Origin of the sequence: Streptomyces tricolor (genome assembly GCF_002155905.1) — a bacterium.
Taxonomy (GTDB): domain Bacteria; phylum Actinomycetota; class Actinomycetes; order Streptomycetales; family Streptomycetaceae; genus Streptomyces; species Streptomyces tricolor.
Genome location: NZ_MUMF01000613.1, coordinates 1 through 4,453, shown reverse-complemented (window position 1 = coordinate 4,453; position 4,453 = coordinate 1). Strand labels below are relative to the sequence as shown.

Annotated in this window: 5 protein-coding genes and 1 pseudogene; all 6 read left to right on the top strand. The window is 72.4% G+C overall.

Annotated elements, in window-relative coordinates; translation table 11 throughout:
* Positions 1 to 51: 51 nt before the first annotated feature.
* A complete protein-coding gene (locus CCN44_RS35405; RefSeq protein WP_033306540.1) occupies positions 52 to 510 on the top strand; it encodes a hypothetical protein in 459 nt (152 codons plus the stop codon).
* Positions 507 to 1,697, top strand: coding sequence for a hypothetical protein (locus CCN44_RS35400; protein ID WP_086702650.1), 1,191 nt, complete (start codon positions 507 to 509; stop codon positions 1,695 to 1,697). Before CCN44_RS35405 ends, CCN44_RS35400 begins: the two co-directional genes overlap by 4 nt.
* A 334-nt stretch (positions 1,698 to 2,031) precedes the next feature.
* Positions 2,032 to 2,529: a hypothetical protein gene (locus tag CCN44_RS35390; protein WP_078625152.1), complete on the top strand. Its 498-nt coding sequence runs from the start codon at positions 2,032 to 2,034 to the stop codon at positions 2,527 to 2,529.
* Between the two features lie 99 nt (positions 2,530 to 2,628).
* A complete protein-coding gene (locus CCN44_RS35385) occupies positions 2,629 to 3,054 on the top strand; it encodes a hypothetical protein (RefSeq protein ID WP_033306543.1) in 426 nt (141 codons plus the stop codon).
* A complete protein-coding gene (locus tag CCN44_RS35380; protein WP_033306544.1) occupies positions 3,051 to 3,896 on the top strand; it encodes a hypothetical protein in 846 nt (281 codons plus the stop codon). The genes CCN44_RS35385 and CCN44_RS35380 overlap by 4 nt, the downstream gene beginning before the upstream one ends.
* A gap of 13 nt (positions 3,897 to 3,909) precedes the next feature.
* A pseudogene (locus CCN44_RS35375) lies at positions 3,910 to 4,453 on the top strand (hypothetical protein); the annotation flags it as partial.

The window sequence follows — 4,453 nt, the reverse complement described above, 5'->3', positions numbered from 1 at the left end:
GCGCAGCCACTGACAGCTTCACCCCGACAGCGTGAGGAGAACCCCTCCCCCTTGCAACCCGGCACCCACTTCGTCTTCGGCGACCACGACACGCACGGCTTCGTCGCCTCCTTCACCGCCTCCATGCCCGCGCACCTCGCCCACTGGTACCTAGAATGCGAGCAGTTCGAGCCCGTTCCCGGAGAACCCGGGCTGTACCGGCTCAGCGAGCCCGAGCGCGACGGCCCCCGCCGCACCCGCCAGGCCGTCCACGATCTGCGCCGCCAGGGCTACACCGTGCGGGCCGACATTCGCCTCGACCCGTCCCTCTCCCCCGGCCCACCACGCCCGGTCCGGCCGAACGGGCTCCAGGAGCGCCGCAGCCGTGCCGCCCAAGCCGCCGCCGGCCGAACGACGCAGCGCTCCACACCGCCCACCACCTCCCCGCCAGCTGCCCGGCCGATCCCGCCGAAGCCCACCTACGCACCGACCGTCCACCTGACGGCCTCGGGCAGTGGACGGTCCCGATGACGCCCGCGAGCAATCCGACCCCGGACGGCTCCGTCCCGGTGACACCGGAACTCACGGACGGTGCACGCAACTTCCGGCTGCGGATGGCGGTCATCGACCGCGAGAGCGAGGTCGCGCTCGACATGACATGCGACCGCTACGGTCGCACCGTCCACGCAGACGCCGCGGCAGCCGCTCGCGCCCACCGCAACAGGGCAGCGGTGGAGGCGTACACCACCCACCTCGCCCCGCACGCCGACACTCTGCTCGACGCCGCCCGCCGTGCGCTGGACGAGTTGCCACCCGCCCGGCACCTGGCCGGGTGGCGGGCCGTGTTGGACGGCCTGGCCGCCTCCGCCGCCGAGATCCGCCGGGCCCTCGACCGGCCGGCTGCCCCCGGCTCCCCGGCCGAACGCGCTCAGCACTCGGCCCTGTGGCCGCACCTCACCGCCTGGGCGGATCACAGCTTCATCGCCAGCGACCTCGCCGACCAGAACAAACACCACCATCACAAGGCCCCGCTGACCGACGAGGAACAGCAGATGTGGACCGAGATGGCCCAGGCCGCGCAGAGGCGAGGCGAGCTGGAGCTGACCGAGTCGTGGTACGCCGCCGACGGCCAGCCGATCACCCTCGCCCACCTCATCGAGAACGACGACTCGACGCTGGTCGCGCTGCGAGGCGACCCGGACGCGCCGGGCTGGCAGGTGATCGGGCACTACGCCCACGAATACGAGGCAGGAAAGGTACTACCTGCCCCGGTCCCGCCCGGCGTACTGCGCGCGGACGTCTCCCGGTTCAACCGCCCAGCACCGGTCCCGGAGCTGTCCCTGCAGGAACTCATCCGCGACGTCGTCGAAGGCCAGACCGCAGGAGACGCCTCCGAAGCTCTCCTCGGCGCCGTACAGCGCGGCTACGACGCGGGCCCGATGGTCCGTCTCCAGGAACTCCTGGAAACGAGCAGCCAGTTCGCCAGCGCGCTGGAGACCGTGCAGGGCCGCCAGATCGCCGCCCGCCTCTCGGCGCTGGGCCGGCAGATCGAGTTCCTCACCCGCGAAGTCGAGGAGGCGGCCGAGGACCTCGGCGCGACCGTCGCCGTCCTGCCCCCACACCGCACCCCCGTACTACGCGTCCGCCCGCGCCCCGCCGTGGACACCGCGCCACCCACGCCGCCGGCTCGCGCCAGCACGACCGCCCGCCACCGCTAAGCGTCGGTGCGTTCCTGACCGTCGTGGTCGCCCTGCGCCCACGTCATCACCGACGCTCTCACCCCTGCGGGCCGCACCAGCGAGGCGTACGCGTGGCTGATCCTCTCGATCGGCGCCGGGCAGTCCGCCGGCACTGCCCTCGCCGGACGCCTCGCCGAGCAGTCACTCGCCAGCGCCGCGCTCCCCGCCACCGGCGCGGCCCTCGCTCTCACCGTCCTTCTCGCCACGCGCCGATGTCTCGGCCCCACCAGACAGCCGCCGCGCGGCCGGCACAAGACGCCCTGATCAGGGCGCAACCCCACTACTTACCGACCCCTTTTGAGGAGATCCATTTATGGCCGTCCGTACGCATTGGACCGTAGAGCACGCCTGCTCCCACCAAGTGGTTCATGACCTGTCCGGCCGTCCTGCCGACAAGCGGGCAGGATTCGCCCGCTGGCTCGCAGCCAAGGACTGCACCGACTGCTGGAAGGCGGCGCGCGACGCCGACACCGAGTCCAAGGAGGAGTGGCTCGCAGCCAAGCGCGCCGCTGAGCAGGAGGCTGCCGTCGCGTGGGCGAAGCAGTTCGACATGCCGCCGTTGGAAGGCCCGGCCAAGGCATTGGACTGGGGCGAGCGCTCCCGCCACCAGCTGATGACGGCCGCGCACACCGCGCTGGTCGTGGAAGGGGCCTGGGACGAGGCGGACTGGGCGGAGCTGGAGGAGAAGGCCCGCGCCATCACCCGCGCCGGATGGTGGATCGACCAGCGCGACACCGAAGGCACTGACCTGCTCGAACTCCTCGACGCCGCAGGCGAGAACGACCGCGGTACGGAGAACCCGTTCCGCTGACGGCGGGGGAACATAGCCGGGAAACGCCGGTTAGCCAAACCGGCGTTCCTCCGGACCATTGTTCCTCCCACCCCGCACCCGATCGCGTGGAAGGAACCCATGTCCCAGCCCCAGCCCACTTCGGCCTTCGCGCCCACGCCCGACCCGCTCACCCCCACCCGGGACATCACGCACCAGCACTTCCAGGCCGGCGACACCGTCGTCGTCCTGAAAGGAGTGGCCGGCGGGGAACTGTGGGGCGACGCGATGCGCGTCGTCGCCCCGTCCTGGCACACGCCGACCGACGAGGACGGGTGGCGGCTGCGTGATGCGACCGGCGGCGCCCAGTCCTACGTCACCGGCCACCCCCGCTACCTCGTGCACCTCTCGCGCCGCTGCCCGGACTGCCTGATCCACCTGCGGGCCATGGAAGACGCGCTCCTGCCGCGGTACGCGGGCCGTGACGAGCTGATCGACTGCGGCTGGTACACCACCACCGCCCTCAACCAGTTGGTGCACATCGCCGACGTCCGGGGCGGCCGGTGATTCCCCGCCTGCACGAGCGGACCCACACGCCGCACGGCCCGCTCGCCGAGGCGCTGGGGCGGCCAGTTTCGCCGAATGAGGGCCTGACGGAGTACACGGTCGTCGCCCACTGGCCGGGCCTGGATTACTTCACACTGGACGACGAGCAGAAGACCTGGACCACCGTCCAGTGGGCCGAGCACCTTGAAGACCCGTACCTGGAGCACCCGTTCGCAGCCAGCCCGGACGACGACCGGCGGGCGATCCTCCACCTCGACCTCCGGCTTCACCCGGACGACCGGGAGCTGACCGGCCCCGAGTGGGCCGAAACAGCCCACCGGCTCGCCCGGGCCGCCGGCATCGAGATTCCGGGCAAGGAGCACGGCTGCCGGTGGATCGCCGTTCAGGCCCAGCCCGGACGCCTCGACCTGATCGCCAACCTGATCCACCTCGACGGCGCGTGGCACGCCCCGCCCACGGACATCCTGCGGCGCCTGTCGGACGAGGCACGCCGCATCGAGCAGGACCTCCACCTGATCCCCGTTCGCACCGGCCCCACGGCGCGGCCAGCCATCCGCACGGCACCCACGGCATCGGCCCAGCTCGCGCGCGTCCTCACGCAGCTCGCCGACGAGCAGGCCGGTCCGCTGGCCACGGTCCGCGGACTCGTCGAGCACACCGCGCACCGGATCGCCCGACAGCCCGGCGCCGCCGGCACCGACGCGGCGCACCGTCTGGAGCTGATCGCCCGCCGCCTCCACGCCATCCAGCAGGACCTGGACAGTACCGCCGCGCAGCTGGTCCAGCCCCGGGTCGCCGCCGTACCGCCCGCCGCTCGGCGCACCGGCCACCGATCGCCGTAGGAGAAACGTCTCTTTGCCCCTTGCCGACCGCTTCCTGGACATCCGCCGTGACCCGCACTCCGACGAACTCATCGCCCGCGGCGGGGACTCCGAGGCGCACAGCGTCCTACAGCGCGCGGGTTTCATCGCCGTGGTCCGCGTCCACGAGACCTACCACCGCGCCCCCACCGGCCTCACCAAGGACGACGAGTCCGATCTCGCCATCGACGCCGTCGCCCGCCTCCGGGCCGCCGGATACCACGTCGACTGCGACACAGACTTCGACACCGACTACCGCCCCGCCAGTTACCTGCCGCTGGGCTCCTCCGTCGCCCACCTCGCCGAGCGCATTCGCCAGGCCACCACCACGGAAGAGGCGGCCGACGCCCTGACCGAGTTGACGGCCGCCCACGACGGCGTCCTCGCCGCCGAGTCCGGCGTCGAAGGTGCGCAGTCCCTGGGCGGGGGTCAGCGGCGGCAGGCCGAGCCGGCGCAGCCGTTCCAGGTCGGCGGCGTCGATGCCGGCGCTCATGCCGCCGGCGCCGGACCACAGGCCGTAGGCGAGGGAGACGGCGGGC

Coding starts and splice junctions, on each gene's coding strand:
- CCN44_RS35385 (WP_033306543.1), top strand. CDS start 2,629: ATGTCCCAGCCCCAGCCCACTTCGGCCTTCGCGCCCACGCCCGACCCG.
- CCN44_RS35400 (WP_086702650.1), top strand. CDS start 507: ATGACGCCCGCGAGCAATCCGACCCCGGACGGCTCCGTCCCGGTGACA.
- CCN44_RS35390 (WP_078625152.1), top strand. CDS start 2,032: ATGGCCGTCCGTACGCATTGGACCGTAGAGCACGCCTGCTCCCACCAA.